Genomic DNA, 16,498 nt, shown 5'->3' with positions numbered 1-16,498 from the left:
TGGAGCGTCTTCTGCCATGAACAACTTCTCTCGTCTCGCCGCCGCCGGCGCTGTCGCCGCCTCGTCCGTGCTGCTGCTCTCCGGCACCGCCTTCGCGCACGTGAGCGTGCAGCCGCAGGGTGAGGCCGCCAAGGGCGGCTACGCCACGGTCAACTTCAAGGTCCCCAACGAGCGCGACAACGCCTCGACGGTGAAGCTCGAGGTCACCGTCCCCGCCGAGCACCCGCTGTCCTCGGTGATGCCGCAGCCCGTCCCCGGCTGGAAGGCCGAGGTCACCAAGACCAAGCTGGCCAAGCCGCTCACGGTGCACGGCAAGCAGATCACCGAGGCGGTCTCCAAGATCACCTGGACCGCGGACGGCGGCAAGATCGGACCGGGCGAGTTCCAGCAGTTCCCGGTCTCCCTCGGCAAGCTGCCGGAGGACACCGACGAGCTCGTCTTCAAGGCCCTCCAGACGTACGACAACAAGGAGGTCGTGCGCTGGATCGAGGAGCCGAAGGAGGGCGCGGCGGAGCCGGAGAACCCGGCGCCGGTGCTCACCCTGTCCGCGGCGACCGGTGACCACCACGGTGGCGGCGCGAGCGACGCCAAGTCCGACGATGCCGGCAAGCACGGCGCCGCGCACAAGGACGACAGCACCGAGAGCGCGTCGGACTCGGAGAGCAGCGACACCACCGCCCGGGTGCTGGCTGTCGTGGGCATCCTGGTCGGTGCCGCGGGTGTCGCGTTCGGCGTGCTGGCCGGCCGGCGTCGCTCGGCCTGACGCGCTGCATCGGCACTCCGGACACCACAACTGGGACATTTCCTCCATGCGTAAGAAGACTCTGACGGCCGCCGCGCTCGCGGTGGCCGCCGCACTGGCCCTCTCCGCCTGCGGTTCCTCGGACGGGACGGCGGCGGAGGGAGGGACCGGCGGCGGCGTCGCCGACATCTCCGCCCAGCCGAAGACCAAGGCTGCGACCGTTCTGGACCGCCCCTTCGAGAAACCCGATCTGGTCCTCACGGACACCAAGGGCAAGAAGTACGACTTCCGCGAGCAGACCAAGGGCAGGCCGACGCTGGTCTATTTCGGCTACACGCACTGCCCGGACGTCTGCCCGCTGACGATGAGCAACCTCGCCATCGCCAGGAAGAAGCTCTCCAAGGCCGACCAGGACAAGCTCCAGGTCGTCTTCGTCACCACCGACCCCGAGCGGGACACCTCCGCCGAGCTGGCCAAATGGCTGCCCTCGGCCGGCGATGCGTCGTTCGTCGGTCTCACCGGTGACTTCTCCACCATTCAGGCAGGCGCGCGCCAGCTCGGCATCGGTATCGACCCTCCGAAGAAGGAGAAGGACGGTTCCGTCGTCTCCATGCACGGTGCGCAGGTGATCGCGTTCTCCCCGGCGACCGACCAGGGCTACGTCCTGTACGGGGAGGACACCACCTCGGACGACTACGCCAAGGACCTGCCGAAGATCATCAAGGGGGAGAACCCGTGAACCGCCGCTCCACCGTCGCCGCCGTCGTCGCCCTCGCGGCGGGACTGACGCTGGCGGGCTGCTCGTCCGACACCGGCTCGGGCCCGGGATCCGGGTCCGCTCCCGCGCTCAAGGTCAGCGGGGCGTTCATGCCGCAGCCCGTCGACGACATGGCGGCCGGCTTCCTCACCGTCACCAACAGCGGCGGGAAGGCGGACAAGCTCACCTCGGTCACCAGTGAGATAGCCGGCGACGTGCAGATCCACGAGGCCAAGGACCAGAAGATGCAGCAGGTGAAGTCCTTCGACATCCCTGCGAACGGTGAGCTGAACCTCGAGCGCGGTGGCAGCCACATCATGTTCATGGGCCTGAAGCGGGAGCCGAAGCAGGGCGACAACGTGTCCGTGGAACTGCACTTCGAGAAGTCCGACCCGCTCAGGATCGAGCTTCCGGTGAAGGAACGCACGTACAACCCGAAGCACCACTGACACACCGAGGGGACATTTCATGACGGCCACCGCCCCGCGCTTCGGGACCCGGAATCCGGGCACCACCCTGATCCGGCTGCTGCTCGTCGCGACCGCGCTCTTCGGCACCCTGCTCATGGGCGCGGCACCCGCGAGCGCGCACGCCGCGCTGACCGGGAGCAACCCGAAGGACGGGGCGGTGCTCGCCACCGCCCCCAAGGACGTCACGCTCACCTTCTCCGAGCAAGTGGCCATGGGGAACGACTCGATCCGGGTCCTCGACCCACGCAGCAAACGGGTCGACACCGGCGAGCTGCAGAATCTGTGCAGCGGAAGCGTCGTCAAGTACGGCGTCTCCCTGAACACCGGCCTGCCGAAGGGCACCTACACCGTCGCCTGGCAGGCCGTGTCCGCCGACAGCCACCCGGTCGCGGGCGCTTTCACGTTCTCCGTCGGCGCCCCCTCGAAGACGGCGGTGGCGCTGCCCGAGCAGAAGGCGGGCGGAGGGCTCGTCGGCACGTTGTACGGGATCGCGCGGTACATCGCGTACGCCGGGTTCATCGTGCTCGTGGGCGGCGCCGCGTTCATCCTGGCGTGCTGGCCGCGGGGAGCGGGTGAGCGGCCGATGCAGCGGCTGGTGGTCCAGGGCTGGGTGACGCTCGTCGCGGCGACGCTGGCGATGCTGCTGCTGCGCAACCCGTACACCGGCTCGGGGGAGTTGGCCGATGCCTTCGATCTGGGCGGGCTGAAGGCCGTACTGGAGACCAAGACCGGGGCAGCGCTGGTGTCGCGGCTGCTGCTGCTCGGCGCCGCGGCGCTGTTCGTGGCGGTGCTGTTCGGCGCTTACGCGAAGCGGGACACCGGGGCCTCCCTGGACGACGCGGAGGAGAAGAAGGAGAAAGGCGACCTCACCTTCGGGCTTGCCATCGGCGGAACGGTCGTCGCAGCCGGGATCGCCGGCACCTGGGCTCTTTCCGAGCACGCGTCGACCGGCATCCAGCCGGGCATCGCGATGCCGGTGGACGTTCTGCATCTGCTGGCCATGGCCTGCTGGCTCGGGGGGCTGGCGGCGATGCTGGTCGCGCTGTACCGCACGGCTTCCCCCGAGCGTACGGCCGTTCTCCGCTTCTCACGGGTCGCCTTCGCCTCGGTCGTCGTGCTGGCCCTGACCGGGCTCTACCAGTCCTGGCGCCAGGTCGGCTCATGGTCGGCGCTGACGGGCACGTCGTACGGCCAACTGCTGCTGGTGAAGGTGGGCCTGGTCGCCGTACTCGTCGCGGTCGCGTGGATCTCGCGGCGCTGGACGACGCGGCTGGCGGAGGGTACGGCTCCGGAGGCCGAGGCGCAGACGCAGACGCAGACGGGCGATCCGGTAGCGGACGCGGACGATGAAACAGAGGCGGACGCGGACGCAGAGGCGGACGCGGACGGCAGCGGACCGGAGAGCGCCGACCCCGAGCGCGCCACGCAACTCGCCCGTCAGGAGGCGGCGCTGGCGACGGCCCGGCGGAAGCGGATCAGGGACGCCGACCCCGCCCGCAACGGACTGCGCCGCTCGGTGCTCGCGGAGGCGGGAATCGCCGTCGTCCTCCTCGCCGTGACGACCGTGCTGAGCTCGACCGAGCCGGGACGCACGGAGGAAGCCGCCCAGGCCGGCCGCGGCTCCCAGGCGTCCGCCGCCGTCCCCGACCGGCCCGTCGACTTCACCCTGTCCTTCGACAGCGGCGGCAAGGACGGCAAGGGCACGGTCCGGCTGAACATCGACCCAGGCCGCTCGGGCGCCAACGAGCTGCGTCTGCGGGTGAACCGGCCCAACGGGCGCCCCCTGGACGTCCCCGAGGTGAAGGTCGCCTTCACCCTCAAGGCCGAGGCGATCGGGCCACTGCCGGTCGCCCTCGACCGCATCGCGACCGGCAACTGGAGCGCGAAGAACATCCAGGTCCCGCTGCCCGGCGAGTGGCAGGTCCAGATCACCGTACGGACGTCCGACATCGATCAGACGACCGTCGAGAAGAACGTCAAGATCGGCTGACAGGCGTGATGAGCGACAGCAGTAACGAGATCTCGCGGCGCCGGCTGCTCGGCACGGTCGGCGCTGCCGGTGCCACCGGCCTGGTGCTCGGTGCGGCGGGCGGAGCGGCGGCCCATGCCGCTGCCGCCGGTGAGCCGGTGACCGCGCTGGCCACCGTCGGCTCCGCCACCGAGGCCTTCCACGGCGAGCACCAGGCGGGCATCACCACACCCATGCAGTCCCGTGGCCACCTGATCGCCTTCGACCTCACCGCGGGCGGCCGGCCGGCCGACGGACGCAGGGAGGCCGTCGCGCTGATGCGTCGCTGGTCGACCACGGCTTCGCGGCTGATGGCGGGCGAACCGATGGACGACGGCGATACGGGCGTCGCACTGGACGCGGGCCCGTCGTCGCTGACCATCACCTTCGGCTTCGGCCGCACCTTCTTCGACCGTACGGGGCTGGCCTCGCAGCGCCCCGCAGAGCTGGACCCGCTGCCCGCCTTCTCCTCGGACCAGTTGGACCCGCGGCGCTCCAACGGCGACCTCTGGGTGCAGATCGGCGCGAACGACGCGCTGGTCGCGTTCCACGCGCTGCGCGCGATCCAGAAGGACGCGGGCAAGGCGGCGCGGGTGCGGTGGCAGATGAACGGCTTCAACCGTTCGCCGGGGGCGACCGCGGGGCCCATGACCGCCCGCAATCTGATGGGCCAGCTCGACGGCAGCCGCAATCCGAAACCGGCAGAGCCGGACTTCGACCGGCGGATCTTCGTCCCGGCCGGGGGTCCCCACCCCTGGATGGACAGGGGCTCCTACGCGGTCGTCCGCAGGATCCGCATGCTTCTCGACGACTGGGAGCAACTGTCGCCGGCGGACCAGGAGAGGGTGATCGGCCGGAAGAAGTCGGACGGCGCCCCTCTGACGGGGGGCAGTGAGACGACCGAGCTCGCGCTGGACAGGACCGGCCCGGACGGAAAGTTGATCATCCCTGACAACGCCCATGCCCGGATCTCGGCCCCGGAGCAGAACGGCGGGGCGGCGATGCTCCGTCGACCGTTCTCCTTCCACGACGGAATCGCCGCCGACGGCACGCCGGACGCCGGGCTGCTCTTCGTCTGCTGGCAGGCGGACCCGCTCAAGGGCTTCGTACCGGTGCAGCGCAAGCTCGACCGGGGCGACGCGCTGTCGACGTTCATCCGCCATGAGTCGAGTGGTCTCTTCGCCGTGCCGGGCGGGCCGAAGGACGGCGAGTACGTCGGTCAGCGGCTTCTCGAGTCGTGACGGGAGCGGGACGAGTGACCGGAACGAAGCGAATGACGGGAGTGACGAGAGCGCTGGGGGCATCGGAACCATCGGGCGCGGCGAGGGGCACAGGCGCACTAGGGTGACGAGTATGTCCGCCACGCGCTACACCTACCTCGGCCCCGAGGGGACCTTCACCGAGGCCGCCCTGCGCACGCTTCCGGAGGCCGCGACCCGGGAGCTCGTCCCGATGGTGTCCGTTCCGGCCGCGCTCGACGCCGTACGGAACGGGGAGGCCGCGGCCGCGCTCGTGCCCATCGAGAACTCGGTGGAGGGCGGGGTCACCGCGACGCTCGACGAGCTGGCCTCCGGCGAACCACTGATGATCTACCGCGAGGTGCTGCTGCCGATCGCCTTCGCGCTGCTGGTGCGGCAGGGCACGAAGATGTCGGACGTGAAGACGGTGACCGGCCATCCGGTCGCCCAGCCGCAGGTACGGAACTGGCTGCGCGCCCATCTGCCCGACGCCGTGTGGGAGTCGGCGGCGTCGAACGCGGACGGCGCGCGGCTGGTGCAGGAGGGCCGCTTCGACGCGGCCTTCGCCGGGGAGTTCGCGGCCGGCACATACGGTCTCGAGCCGCTCGTCACCGAGATCCACGACGCGGAGAACGCGGAGACCCGCTTCGTACTGGTCGGCCGCCCGGCCAGGCCCGCCGCCCCGACCGGAGCGGACAAGACGTCGGTGGTCATCTGGCAGCGCGACGACCATCCCGGCGCGCTGCTGGAACTGCTCCAGGAGTTCGCGGTGCGCGGGGTGAACCTGATGCTGCTGCAGTCCCGGCCGACGGGTGCGGGCATCGGCAACTACTGCTTCGCGATCGACGCCGAGGGCCACATCTCGGACCGGCGGGTCGGTGAGGCCCTGATGGGGCTCAAGCGGATCTGCCCCAAGGTGCGGTTCCTGGGGTCGTATCCGCAGGCAGGCGTATCCGCGCCGGGTCCGGCCGCGCGTGTGCTGCGGCCCGGGACGTCGGACGCGGAGTTCGTGGACGCCGCGGAGTGGCTGGCTCGCTGCCAGGACGGCCGGGCGTAACCCTGGGTTCTCTTTGACGGGCGCGCCCCCGGGCTCGTCCTACTTTTCGTTACCCACAGAAGTTATCCACAGGGTCGCTTCTCGACCTGGGGACAAGTCGACACCGCAGGGCGACCCAGTCGACAAATCACCCTAGTCGTCCCACATGGGTCCCCAGGCCGGCCGACCGCCCCCGTCAGCCCAATTCCTTCGATCAACTCTTTGGGGCGAGGAATTCCCACTCGAAAGAGCGTGTGAGCCTGGTTTGAAAGAGGAATCCCTCAATCCTTATGTGACATCCGGAATGATCACTTCCGTAATCCACAGCCCACCTGGACACCCTGTGGATAACTCTGAGAAGCCGTGCATACCTGTGGACAACGGGACTCGAGCTACCCGTCCCCCAAGGGCGACGGGTCAAGGAAGAGGAGAGAGTTACCCCATTTAAGCGACTTGTTTCCTGATCATTGACAATGCACTCCCCATTCACCGCCGCTTTCCTCAATTCCGACAATTCAGGCAAAGTGACACGCAACCGATATCAACTGGGGAGCCGGGAGCCCGCACCGGTAGCCTGGTGGGGTGATTGACCTTCGCCTGCTCCGTGAGGACCCCGACCGTGTTCGCGCCTCCCAGCGCGCCCGTGGAGAGGACGTCGAGATCGTCGACGCCCTGCTCTCCGCCGATGAGCGGCGCAGGTCGTCCGGCGTCCGCTTCGACGAACTCCGCTCCGAGCAGAAGTCGCTCGGCAAGCTCATCCCCAAGGCGTCCCCCGAGGAGCGGGCCGAGCTGCTGAAGAAGGCCGAGCAGCTGAAGACCGACGTCAAGGCGGCCGAGGCCGAGCAGAACGAGGCCGACGAGGAGACCCGCCGCCTGCTGCTCCAGCTGGGCAACCTGGTCCACCCCGACGTGCCGGTGGGCGGCGAGGAGGACTTCGTCGTCCTGGAGACGCACGGCACGATCCGCGACTTCGCGGCCGAGGGCTTCGAGCCCAAGGACCACCTGGAGCTCGGCGAGGCGCTGGGCGCCATCGACGTCGAGCGCGGCGCGAAGGTGTCGGGCTCGCGCTTCTACTACCTGACGGGGGTCGGCGCGCTGCTGGAGCTCGCCCTCGTCAACGCGGCGATCGCGCAGGCCACGGAGGCCGGGTTCACCCCGATGCTGACTCCGGCGCTGGTCCGCCCGCGGGCGATGGAGGGCACGGGCTTCCTCGGCCAGGCCGCGGAGAACGTGTACCACCTGGAGAAGGACGACTTCTATCTCGTCGGCACGTCCGAGGTGCCGCTCGCGGCGTACCACATGGACGAGATCATCGACGCCGACAAGCTCCCGCTGCGGTACGCGGGCTTCTCGCCCTGCTTCCGCCGCGAGGCGGGTACGTACGGCAAGGACACCCGCGGCATCTTCCGCGTCCACCAGTTCGACAAGGTCGAGATGTTCTCGTACGTCGACCCGGACGACGCCGAGAACGAGCACAAGCGGCTGCTGGACTGGGAGAAGCAGTGGCTCACCTCCCTGGAACTGCCGTTCCAGGTGATCGACGTCGCGTCGGCCGACCTGGGCTCTTCGGCCTCCCGGAAGTTCGACTGCGAGGCGTGGATCCCGACCCAGGGCAAGTACCGCGAGCTGACGTCGGCGTCGAACTGCGACGGCTTCCAGGCGCGCCGGTTGTCGGTCCGGATGCGTGACGGCAAGCAGGTCAAACCGCTCGCGACGCTGAACGGCACGCTGTGCGCCGTACCGCGCACGATCGTGGCGATCCTGGAGAACCACCAGCTGGCGGACGGTTCGGTACGGGTTCCCCAGGTGCTCCGGCCGTATCTGGGCGGCCGTGAGGTGCTGGAGCCGGTCGGCAGGTGAGCTTTCCGTACCGCCTGATAGCCACCGATCTCGACGGAACGCTGCTGCGCTCCGACGAGACGGTCTCGCAGCGCACGCGCGACGCGCTCGCCGCCGCCACGGCGGCGGGCGCCGCGCACATCATCGTCACGGGCCGTGCCGTCCCGTGGACCCGGCACATCCTCGACGACCTGGGCTACCAGGGACTGGCGGTCTGCGGCCAGGGCGCGCAGGTCTACCACGCGGGCGAGCACAAGCTCCTGACCTCGGTGACCCTGGACCGGCAGCTGGCGGGGCTCGCCCTCGCAAAGCTCGAGACAGAGGTCGGCCCGCTGGCCGTCGCCGCCGCCCGCGACGGCCTCGACGGTGATGTGGTGGTCGGTCCCGGCTACCTGCTGCAGGAGGGCCCGCTCCCGGCCGTCTCCCTCGACGACCCGGCCGAGCTGTGGCACGCGCCGATCAACAAGGTCTACATCCAGCACCCGTCCCTCGACGACGACGCCCTCGCGCGTACCGCGCGGGAGAGCGTGGGCAACCTGGTCGATGTGGTGGTGGCCGGTCGCGGCATCGTGGAGATGCTCCCCCTAGGCCTGAGCAAGGCCACCGGGCTCTCCCTGGCCGCCCGGCGTCTCGGTGTGAAGGCGTCCGGGACGATCGCCTTCGGGGACATGCCCAACGACGTCCCCATGTTCGCCTGGTCAGCGCATGGCGTGGCCATGGCCAACGCTCACGACGCGCTGAAGGCCGTGGCCCAGGAGATCACCGCATCGAACGAACATGACGGCATCGCGGTGGTGCTGGAACAACTGCTCGCGTAGCAGCGGGCGTCGTCCCGCGAGGGCCGGGACGGTGGGCACGATGCCCGGTCCGTAGCGGTCCGGGAGGTCCGGTGCCGTCGGCGTGCTCTTACGAGCGGACGCCCGTCACCGGGCGTACCACCCGCCGGTGGTGAATCGCGGAGGATGCGCGGATCGAACGCGCGCGGGGGCTGACCCCGACCACGGCTTAGCAAGCCGGTGCCTTACCACTCGGCCAATCCTCCGGGAGGGCGGCCCGCGCGAATGCGCGCTCGAAGCGGCCGCCCGGGCAGCTGTCTGCGGGTGGCTCGACGGAGTCCGATGATTACTCCGAAGCCTGCCGCACGCCGCCCTGCTGGGAGCTCGACGGACTCGTACTCTCGGTCATCGCCGCGCCCCTCCCCGGTCTCGAAACGTCGGAATCGACGGCGTCGCACGTCTGCGCGACTGCCTCAACCACTCTGCCCGTCCGGGCAGTTCCGTGCCACTGAATATCGGGCGGGGGGAGGGGTGGCGTCAGACGGTCCCTGCCCGGGGCGGCGGACGTCAGCGGTCTCGGCGCCACCGCCGCCGCCTGCGTGCCCGGCTCCAGAACCACCCCGCGGGCGGCTCGTCGGAGCGCCATGGCTGAGGCTCCGGCGCGGAGTCGCGCCATCGGGCGGCGAGCATACGGGCCCGTGCGGACGGCTCGGCCGTCTCGGCGCCCCGTACGAAGTCCTCGTCCAGGACGAGTTCGTCCCAGGGTTCCCGGTGCGCGGTCGGATCCGGTCTCGGCTCGGGCTCCGCTCCCGGTTCCGGTATCGGTTCCGGTATTGGTTCCGCTCCCGGTTCCGGTATCGGCTCCTCGGTCATGGCGGCGCCTCCGTCTCCCCGCAGCCAGTGTCCGCGTCCGCCGTCAAGCGACCGTGAGGACGGCGAAAGCCCCCGGGAGCCTTGACGACCCCGGGGGCGTGCCGGCTACTCCTCGCCGGCCAGCTTCAGTGTCCGCAGCTTCTGCCCGGCGTAGCCGGTCGCCAGCACGGTGACACCCACGAGAAGCGAGACCGCCAGCGGCAGCCCCACGTCCGAGGCCACCATCCCCTCTCCGGCGACGTTCTCGGCGAGCGCCAGGGACCACTGCTGCACACTCAGCGTCTTCGCGCCCGACACGAGGCTGCCGAAGAGCGTCTCCCACACCAGCGCGTACACGAGCCCGATCACGACCGCGTGCCGACTGACCGTGCCGAGCAGCAGGAACAGCGCGCTGTACGCGATCGACGCGACCAGTGCCGCGACCATGTACGCCACCGCGATCTGCTGGCCGTTGCCGTTGAGGATCAGACCCGCCAGCAGTGTGGGGATCGCCGAGAAGGCCATCGTCACGGCGATCGCCACGATGAGCTTGGTGAAGATGATCGTCGGCCGCTTCACCGGCTTGGCGAGCAGGTACACGATCGAACCGTCGTCGATCTCGGGGCCGATCGCGCCCGTCCCGGCGATCACCCCGATCAGCGGCACCATCGTCGCGAGCGCGAAACCGCCGAGCACATCGGCGGCGACCTGGTCGTCGACCCCGTTGAATCCGCGCACCGCTGCCGCGATGAGGAGCAGCAGCCCCGGGAGGACGAAGAGGATCGCCGCCCGGCGCCGTCCGAGGAGGGCCCGGTAGGTGAGCCGGGCGACTGTCGGGTTGTACATGTCGATGGCTCCTTTCAGGCCGCAACGAGGTAGGAGAAGACGGATTCGAGCGACTCGTCCGACGGCGAGACCGTCAGCAGCCGGATCGAGTGCTCACGGGCGACCTTCGGCAGCAGCTCCGTGAACCGTCCGAAGTCGACCGCCTGGATGCGCAGCGCGCCTTCCTGGAGATCCACTTCGATACCGGCCGTCGACGGATCGGCGATGAGCGCGGCGGCCAGCGCCCTGTCGTCGCTCGAGCGGACCAGGTACCGGTGCGGACGGTCCGTCATCAGCCGGCGGATCTTGCGGAAGTCGCCGCTCGCGGCGTGCCGTCCCGCCACGATCACCTCGATGTGCGAGGCGAGCTGCTCGACCTCCTCGAGGATGTGGGACGAGAACAGGACCGTACGGCCCTCGGCACCCATGCGCCGGAGCAGATCCATGAGCTGCATGCGCTGGCGCGGGTCCATGCCGTTGAACGGTTCGTCGAGGAGGAGCACGCCCGGCTGGTGCACGAGTGCGGACGCCATTTTGACGCGCTGGCGCATGCCCTTGCTGTACGTCGCGATCTTGCGGTCCTGCGCGTACTCCATCTCGACCGTGGCCAGCGCGTGCTGGGCCGCCTTCGCGCCCAGACCGTGCAGCTCGGCGTTGGCGACGACGAATTCACGTCCCGTCAGGAAGTCGTACATCGCCTCGCGCTCGGGCACGACGCCGATCTGCCGGTACACGGCCTCGTTGCGCCAGATCGCCTGGCCGTCGAGCGTGACGGTGCCCGTGGAAGGGGCGAGGAATCCGCCCATCATGTTGATGAGCGTGGACTTGCCGGCACCGTTGGGGCCGAGGAGCCCGGTGACACCCGGACCGATGGTCATGGTCACGTCGTTGACGGCGACCACGTTGCCGAACCAGCGCGAGGCGTGGTCGATGGAAATTGTGCTCATGGGCGCAGCCCATTCCTTGGAAGGGTGGTGGTGGGCGACGGGAGGGCCGTGGTCACAGTCCGACCTTTCGGTAGCGGCGCATCAGGACGGCGTACGAGCCGAGGATCAGCGCGAGGACGACCAGCAGATAGACCGCACCGGTGCCCGCACCGGGACCGTTCCCGCCCGGGAAGGACGAACTCGCGCCCAGGAAGGCGGTCTGCACACCGTCGATGAGCGTGACGGGCGAGAAGAGCCCCAGCCACTCCACCGCACCGCTCGAACCGGTCTCGTCCGCGATGGCCTGGACCGTGGACACCGCACCGTAGGTGATCGTCATGGTGGCGATGACAGCGGCGACCCCGAAGCCGCGGCGGGGGGTGAGCGCCGCCATGACGAGGCCGATCCCGCCGAAGAGGAGAGAGAGGAGAGCCACGGAGACCAGTCCCTGCGCGAAGCCCTTGGTCTGGTCGGAGAAGTCCATCTTCGCCAGCAGTGATCCCACGTAGAGGATCAGCAGCGGCGCGGCCGTGAGGGCGAACAGCGCCGAGGCCATGGCGCCGTACTTCGCGAGGACGTAGTCGATCCGCTCGATCGGCCGCGAGAAGTACAGCGGCACGGTCTTGAAGCGCAGGTCGCGGGAGACGGACTGCGGGGCCTGGGCGGCCAGGAACAGTCCGATGATCGCCTGCGTGACGATCGCGTAGCGCGTGTAGTCCAGCGGCAGGTCCTTCATCTTGGTGGCGACCGCGACGGCGACGATGATCGCCGCGGGGACGCACATCACCGCGAAGAGGATCATCGGCAGCACCTTGGACTTGGCGGACCTGCCGAGTCCGTACGCTCCGCGCAGCGACTGCGCGTAGAGAGAGCGGCGGGCGTAGGCACGGCCGAGGCGCGCGCCCTCGTAGTTGCGGTATCCGATGTTGTGGATACGGGTCGTCTCGTTGCCGGTGGTCCCGGCGCGGGTCGTCCCGGTACGGGTCGTCTCGGTGCTCATCGCGCCGGCACCTCCATGGGCTGGGCCGCTGCCTCCGGGCGGAAGACCTCCGCGATGTGGTGGCGGCGCTGTTCCATCCGTACGAGTCCGAGGCCCAGGGCGGCGACGGTGTCACGGACGGTGTCGTACGTCTCTTCGCCGGTCGCCTCCAGAAGGAGGATGTGGCCGGCACCCGGCAGGCCGTCCTCGACGCCCGCGTGCAGCGTGATCCCGGCGGCCGACAGCGCCTCGCGCAGTGCCGCCGTCCCGTCGGGGTGGGCGTCGCTGTCGGTGACCTCGACCGCGAGGGTGGTGGTGATCTGGGTGAAGTCGCTGGTGGAGCTCGAGCGCAGCAGGGTGCCGCCGTCCACGACCACGACGTGGTCGCAGGTGCGCTCCAGCTCTCCGAGCAGATGGGAGGTGACCAGGACCGAGATGCCGAAGTCCGTGTACACGCGGCGGATCAGGCCGAGCATCTCGTCGCGGCCGACCGGGTCGAGGCCGTTGGTCGGCTCGTCCAGGAGGACCAGCTGCGGGTCGTGGACAAGGGCCTGCGCGAGCTTGACGCGCTGCTTCATGCCGGTCGAGTAGCCGCCGATCGGGCGATAGCGCTCCTCGTAGAGGCCGACGTGGCGGAGCGTGTCGGCGGTGCGCTCGCGCGCCGCGGTCGGCGGGAGTCCGGACATGCGCGCCATGTGGACGACGAACTCGGTGGCCGAGACATCGGGCGGCAGGCAGTCGTGCTCGGGCATGTAGCCGACACGCTCACGGATGGCGGCACCGGAGGTGGCGACGTCCAGACCGAGTACCGCGGCCCGGCCTTCCGTGGCGGGGGACAGACCCAGCAGGATCTTGATCAGTGTGGACTTGCCGGCCCCGTTGGCTCCTACGAGTCCGGTCACGCCGGGCCCGATGTCCAGGGAGAGCCGGTCAAGCGCGGTCACCCGGGGGAACCGCTTGCTCAGGCTTTCGGTCACGATCACAGTCACGCTTCGAAGGTAGTGGCGCACACCACAGGCGGCGTCAGCCCTGGCGGCTGGTTCCGCATCAGCCTCCAGGCGTACGGGCCCGTAGGGGACCACGCCGAAGGAGGACTTGCGCAGGGTTTTCCACAGGCCGGTGCACGACCCTTGACGCAGCCGTCGGGCATTGTCACATTCATCAGTGTCAAGTTACGACCACGTAGCGCAAGGGCGAGGGACGGACGGTGGCATGCATGACCGGCATGACCGGCATGACCTCAGCAGTGGTGAGTGGGCGGGCCGCGGAGCTGCGGGGGTTCCGGGAAGTGCAGCGCCTTGCGTATGAATGCGCGGAGGCCGTCGCGGCGCAGCTCAAGCCGGGGGTGACCGAGCGCGAGGCGGCGCGGATGCAGCGGGAGTGGCTGCGCGTGCGGGGCGTGCGTGACTGGTTCCATCTGCCGTTCGCCTGGTTCGGGGACCGCACGGCGTTCACCGGCTTCCGGGTACCGCTGCAGTTCTTCCCGACCGGCCGGAAGCTGGAGGCGGGGATGCCCTTCATCCTCGACATGGCCCCGGTGCACAAGGGCTTCACGGCCGACATCGGCTATTCCGGCTGTCTGGGACCCCACCCTGTGCACGACAGACTTCTCGCCGATCTCCGGGCGCACCGGGAGCTGATCCTGCGCGAGGTGCGGGAGCGCCGCTCGTTGCGGGAGATCTACGAGGACGTGGACCGGCTGATGGTCCGGCAGGGGTACGCCAACAGGCATCGCGCGTATCCCTTCGGCGTCATCGCCCACAAGGTCGACCGGGTGAAGCAGCGCCCCTGGTCACCGACGCTCCTCGGGTTCGGCACCCGGTCCCTGAAGGGCCTCGCGAGCGACGCCCTGCGCGGCCACCGGGAGGGCTGGTCGCCGCTGTGGTCGCCGTACAGGTTCTCCGACCACCCGCCGAGGCCGGGGCTCTGGGCGGTCGAGCCGCACCTCGGGTTCCGGGGTACGGGCGCGAAGTTCGAGGAACTCCTGGTCGTCACCGACTCCGGAGACCCTGAGCAGAGCGCGTTCTGGCTGGACGACGACCTGCCGCATGTGCGGCGCTGGGCCGACGACGAGGGAGCGGCGTGAGCATGGGTATCAAGGGCGCGCGCGAGCGATGGGTGCGTACGGGCGGGATCGAGCTGTGCGTCGCGGAGCTCGGTGACGAGACACAGCCGACGGTGCTGCTGCTGCATGGATACCCCGACAGCAAGGAGGTGTGGTCCGAGGTCGCGGCGCGGCTGGCGGAGCGCTTCCATGTCGTTCTGTACGACGTCCGGGGGCATGGACGCTCCACGGCGCCGATGCCGCTGCGCGGCGGGTTCACCCTGGAGAAGCTGACGGACGACTTCCTGGCGGTCGCCGACGCGGTCAGCCCGGACCGGCCGGTCCATCTGGTGGGGCACGACTGGGGTTCCGTGCAGTCCTGGGAGTTCGTCACGGTGAAGCGGACCGAGGGCCGGATCGCTTCGTTCACGTCGATGTCCGGGCCCTCTCTCGACCACTTCGGGCACTGGATCAAGGAGCGTATGACCCGGCCGACCCCACGTCGTGTCGGCCAGCTCCTCGGTCAGGGTGCCAAGTCCTGGTACGTGTACATGCTGCATACGCCCGTGCTTCCCGAACTGGCGTGGCGCGGGCCGCTCGGCAGGCAGTGGCCGAGGATCCTCCGGCGGATGGAGAGGATGCAGGACGGCGGCTATCCGACCGCGTCACTGCCGTCCGACGCCGCGCACGGCGCCTGGCTCTACCGCGACAACGTGCGGGCCCGGCTGCGCAGGCCGCGGTCCGACGCGTATGCGCACGCACCGGTCCAGCTGATCACTCCTACCGGGGACCTCTTCCTGTCCGAGCGGCTCTACGACGACGTGGGCCGGTGGGCACCACAGCTCGTGCGCCGTTCACTGCCGGCCAAGCACTGGGTGCCCAGAACCCGCCCGGACCAACTCGCGGCATGGATCACCGGGTTCGTCACGGCCCACGACATCGGCCCCGGCGGTTCGGCCGGATCGACCGGGACGGGCCCGGCCGTCAGGGAGAACGGCGCCCCCGGCCGGTACGCCGAGCGGTTCGGCGGGCAGCTGGTGCTGGTGACGGGCGCGGCCGGCGGTATCGGCCGGGCCACGGCCTTCGCGTTCGCAGAGGCGGGCGCCCGGGTCGTGGCCGTCGACCTGGACGCGCAGGGAGCGGCCAGAACCGCGGAGATGGCCCGGCTGATCGGAGCCCCGGCCGCCTGGGGCGAGGCGGTGGACGTCAGCGACGAGCACGCGATGGAGAAGCTCGCCGGAAAGGTCGCCACGGAGTACGGCATCGTGGACGTGCTGGTGAACAACGCGGGAATCGGTCTCTCCGGCTCGTTCTTCGACACGACCGGCGAGGACTGGCGCAGAGTGCTCGACGTCAATCTGTGGGGCGTCATCCACGGCTGCCGGATATTCGGCAGGCAGATGGCCGAGCGCGGCCAGGGCGGTCACATCGTCAACACCGCCTCTGCCGCCGCGTACCAGCCCTCCAAGGCCCTTCCCGCGTACGCGACATCGAAGGCCGCGGTGCTGATGCTCAGCGAGTGCCTGCGCGCCGAACTTGCGGGTCAGGACATCGGGGTCTCGGCGATCTGTCCGGGCATCGTGAACACGAACATCACGGCGACCGCTCGCTTCGCGGGAGTCTCCGTGGAGGAGGAGAAACGCCGGCAGAAGAAGTCGTCGCAGCTGTACGGGCTGCGCAACTATCCACCGGAGAAGGTCGCCGACGCCGTGCTGCGCGCCGTCGTGAGGAACCAGGCGGTGGTGCCGGTGACCCCGGAAGCCCGCGGCGCCCGCCTCCTGTCCCGGTTCGCTCCCGGAGCCCTGCGTGCGATAGCCCGGCTGGAGCCGCCGTTGTGAGCCGTCGGACCGGGGCCCTCTCGCGGCCGGTGAACGGTCGCGCCGCGAGGGCGGCCACGCGCCGGGCACGGGAGAAGGCCCACGCTGCCCGGCCGCTCCGGGCGGTCGTACCATCCCTCGCAGGAAGGGTCGCCGCGCAAGGCGGTCAGGTGTCCCGGCCGGTTGCCC

At 69.9% G+C, this 16,498-nt stretch carries 15 protein-coding genes and 1 tRNA gene; 10 read left to right on the top strand and 6 right to left on the bottom strand.

The genetic code is table 11. From position 1 onward, the window contains the following. Positions 1 to 16 precede the first annotated feature (16 nt). From ACFU5O_RS17340 to ACFU5O_RS17305, 8 genes are all read left to right on the top strand, one after another. Positions 17 to 763 carry a YcnI family protein gene (locus tag ACFU5O_RS17340; RefSeq protein WP_384241033.1) on the top strand — a complete coding sequence of 249 codons (747 nt, stop codon included), beginning with the start codon at positions 17 to 19 and terminating at the stop codon, positions 761 to 763. A 46-nt stretch (positions 764 to 809) separates the two neighbouring features. Then, a complete protein-coding gene (locus ACFU5O_RS17335; protein WP_384241030.1) occupies positions 810 to 1,481 on the top strand; it encodes an SCO family protein in 672 nt (223 codons plus the stop codon). Continuing rightward, the gene (locus ACFU5O_RS17330; protein WP_384241028.1) at positions 1,478 to 1,948 is read left to right on the top strand and encodes a copper chaperone PCu(A)C; all 471 of its coding nucleotides are present in this window, start codon (positions 1,478 to 1,480) and stop codon (positions 1,946 to 1,948) included. The genes ACFU5O_RS17335 and ACFU5O_RS17330 overlap by 4 nt, the downstream gene beginning before the upstream one ends. 19 nt (positions 1,949 to 1,967) lie before the next feature. Beyond that, the gene (locus tag ACFU5O_RS17325; RefSeq protein ID WP_384241025.1) at positions 1,968 to 3,959 is read left to right on the top strand and encodes a copper resistance protein CopC; all 1,992 of its coding nucleotides are present in this window, start codon (positions 1,968 to 1,970) and stop codon (positions 3,957 to 3,959) included. Positions 3,960 to 3,967: 8 nt separating this feature from the next. Next, positions 3,968 to 5,218: an iron uptake transporter deferrochelatase/peroxidase subunit gene (gene efeB / locus ACFU5O_RS17320; RefSeq protein WP_384241022.1), complete on the top strand. Its 1,251-nt coding sequence runs from the start codon at positions 3,968 to 3,970 to the stop codon at positions 5,216 to 5,218. A gap of 112 nt (positions 5,219 to 5,330) precedes the next feature. Beyond that, positions 5,331 to 6,272: a prephenate dehydratase gene (gene pheA, locus ACFU5O_RS17315; protein ID WP_384241020.1), complete on the top strand. Its 942-nt coding sequence runs from the start codon at positions 5,331 to 5,333 to the stop codon at positions 6,270 to 6,272. 561 nt (positions 6,273 to 6,833) lie between these two features. Next, complete coding sequence (gene serS, locus ACFU5O_RS17310; RefSeq protein WP_384241017.1) at positions 6,834 to 8,111, top strand: serine--tRNA ligase; 1,278 nt, start codon at positions 6,834 to 6,836, stop codon at positions 8,109 to 8,111. Beyond that, positions 8,108 to 8,908: an HAD-IIB family hydrolase gene (locus tag ACFU5O_RS17305; RefSeq protein WP_384241014.1), complete on the top strand. Its 801-nt coding sequence runs from the start codon at positions 8,108 to 8,110 to the stop codon at positions 8,906 to 8,908. The genes serS and ACFU5O_RS17305 overlap by 4 nt, the downstream gene beginning before the upstream one ends. Positions 8,909 to 9,046: 138 nt before the next feature. Here ACFU5O_RS17305 and ACFU5O_RS17300 read toward each other — a convergent pair. The 6 genes from ACFU5O_RS17300 to ACFU5O_RS17275 form a co-directional block, all read right to left on the bottom strand. Next, positions 9,047 to 9,132 (bottom strand) — tRNA-Ser (locus tag ACFU5O_RS17300). Between the two features lie 301 nt (positions 9,133 to 9,433). After that, positions 9,434 to 9,688 (bottom strand): hypothetical protein, encoded by a 255-nt coding sequence (locus ACFU5O_RS17295; protein WP_384241122.1) that lies wholly within the window; start codon positions 9,686 to 9,688, stop codon positions 9,434 to 9,436. Positions 9,689 to 9,844: 156 nt separating this feature from the next. Further along, positions 9,845 to 10,564, bottom strand: a complete 720-nt coding sequence (locus ACFU5O_RS17290) for an ABC transporter permease (protein ID WP_384241013.1) — start codon at positions 10,562 to 10,564, stop codon at positions 9,845 to 9,847. A 14-nt stretch (positions 10,565 to 10,578) separates the two neighbouring features. Further along, complete coding sequence (locus ACFU5O_RS17285) at positions 10,579 to 11,490, bottom strand: ABC transporter ATP-binding protein (RefSeq protein ID WP_384241011.1); 912 nt, start codon at positions 11,488 to 11,490, stop codon at positions 10,579 to 10,581. Between the two features lie 52 nt (positions 11,491 to 11,542). After that, on the bottom strand, positions 11,543 to 12,469 hold the full coding sequence (locus ACFU5O_RS17280; protein ID WP_384241010.1) for an ABC transporter permease: 927 nt from the start codon (positions 12,467 to 12,469) through the stop codon (positions 11,543 to 11,545). After that, positions 12,466 to 13,431 carry an ABC transporter ATP-binding protein gene (locus ACFU5O_RS17275; RefSeq protein ID WP_384241121.1) on the bottom strand — a complete coding sequence of 322 codons (966 nt, stop codon included), beginning with the start codon at positions 13,429 to 13,431 and terminating at the stop codon, positions 12,466 to 12,468. The genes ACFU5O_RS17280 and ACFU5O_RS17275 overlap by 4 nt, the downstream gene beginning before the upstream one ends. Positions 13,432 to 13,682: 251 nt before the next feature. Between ACFU5O_RS17275 and ACFU5O_RS17270 the strand changes: the two genes are divergently transcribed. Continuing rightward, complete coding sequence (locus ACFU5O_RS17270) at positions 13,683 to 14,534, top strand: M24 family metallopeptidase (protein WP_384241119.1); 852 nt, start codon at positions 13,683 to 13,685, stop codon at positions 14,532 to 14,534. Between the two features lie 2 nt (positions 14,535 to 14,536). Further along, a complete protein-coding gene (locus ACFU5O_RS17265) occupies positions 14,537 to 16,330 on the top strand; it encodes an SDR family oxidoreductase (protein ID WP_384241116.1) in 1,794 nt (597 codons plus the stop codon). Positions 16,331 to 16,498: the final 168 nt, after the last annotated feature.

The organism is Streptomyces sp. NPDC057445, assembly GCF_042802855.1.
In the GTDB taxonomy this organism is placed as follows: Bacteria; Actinomycetota; Actinomycetes; order Streptomycetales; family Streptomycetaceae; genus Streptomyces.
Note: the sequence above shows the minus strand (reverse complement) of the source record. Positions and strands in the feature narration are given on the sequence as shown.